At 43.5% G+C, this 1,553-nt stretch carries 2 protein-coding genes; both read right to left on the minus strand.

The features are described 5' to 3' along the window. Window positions 1-169: 169 nt before the first annotated feature. Entirely contained in the window at window positions 170-586 is a 417-nt protein-coding gene (locus Q0095_RS08900) for a polymer-forming cytoskeletal protein (RefSeq protein WP_297883182.1), read from the minus strand. Next, window positions 538-1,458 (minus strand): M23 family metallopeptidase, encoded by a 921-nt coding sequence (locus Q0095_RS08905; RefSeq protein WP_314521096.1) that lies wholly within the window; start codon window positions 1,456-1,458, stop codon window positions 538-540. Before Q0095_RS08905 ends, Q0095_RS08900 begins: the two co-directional genes overlap by 49 nt. Window positions 1,459-1,553: the final 95 nt, after the last annotated feature.

Below are 1,553 nucleotides of genomic sequence, written 5' to 3' on the forward strand. Positions count from 1 at the left end.
GCAGTAAATTTTGTATAAATTTCATATTTAGAAAATTTTAAAATATTCAGAATTTTTAAAATTTCAAATTCAAAAATTTCAAAGTATGGGAATTTTTTAGGCTTTTAAATTCCGAAATTTTGCGAGTTTCAAAGCCTTTAAAATCCCAAGAATTCCAAATGTGCGCGATTTATTCGCCTAGAGCTTTGTCGATGAGCTTGACGTCTTCGCTTGCGCTGCCGTCGATGACTAGGGCTTGATCGCTGCCGCTTACTGCGCTTTTTCCGTTAAATTTCGCGCCCACTTCGATGCCGAAGCTTTGCGATAGCACGTCGCCCACGAGCACGCCGCCGCCTAGTAGCTCGACGAGCTCGGCTTCGATATTACCGAAAAATTTGCCGCTGATTACGATATGTTTGGCCCTAATCGAGCCGCGCGCGGTACCATTTTTACCGATGACGACAGTATTATCGGAGATCACGTCGCCTTCGACATTGCCATCGATATGCAAAATGCACGACAGGTGTAGCTCTCCTTTGATGAGCGTGCCTGACGAGATTATTGTTGTTTGAGCGGTGTTTGCATCGCCTTTATTAAAGATTGCCATGGGACATCTTCCTCCTTAGTAAAAATTTCTTTGTAATTTTTTTCGTTCCAGTTGATGAAATTTAGCGGATCTAGCGGCAGTTGTAAAAATCTAATCTCGTAGTGCAGATGAGGTCCGGTGCTAAGTCCGGTGTTGCCGCTAAAAGCGATAAGATCGCCTTTGTTTACGAACTCGCCTACTTTGCGAGTTAAATTTGAATCCAAATGCGCATATCGTGTCGTAAAGCCGTAATTATGTCGGATCTCGACTAGATTGCCATAGCCAGTAGCGCCCGCGCCGCTGTATTGGATGATGCCGTCTGCAGGCGCGTAGATGGGCGTTTTGGGCGGAGTGCGCAGATCAACGCCTGGGTGAAACTGCTTGCGCTTTAAGATAGGATGGTTGCGCCAGCCGAATTTCTCGCTGAGCTGATGAGTGCGCATGACCCTGCCGTTTGGGATCTGCATAAAAATTTCTTTTATCAGCGCGTCGGAGAATTTTTCGTTGATGATCTTTTGCGCGCGCTCTTTGATCTCTTGTTCGGAAGTAGGCTTGATGTGAGATAGGCGGTCGATCGCGCGCTCATCCTCCTCGGGATCAAGCCCAAACTGATGCTCCAAATCCGAAATTTTACCCTCGATGGCTTCAAATTCCATCTGACTTGCCGCGATACCGTCGCGAAGTTTTTGATTTAGCTCGTTAAGCTCGGTTTTGGTTCGCGAAAGGCTATCGATTTTAGAGCCCAGATACCTGATATATAGCGCACCCGTGATGAAAACGGTAAAAACAAATAGCACCAAATATAACGCGATCTTTTTGATGATTTGCGAAAGCAAAAAATTCCTAGAGCCGTTAAGGTCGGTTATAGTTATCATAAATTTGTTTTTCATAATGCGGCATTATAATGCAGCATAGCTGAAATTTCAAAAAAATTGTAGATAAATTTAAAAGCCATTTAATTTTAAAATTTCACTAAAAGATAAAATTT

Source organism: uncultured Campylobacter sp. (genome assembly GCF_938045535.1).
GTDB lineage: Bacteria > Campylobacterota > Campylobacteria > Campylobacterales > Campylobacteraceae > Campylobacter_B.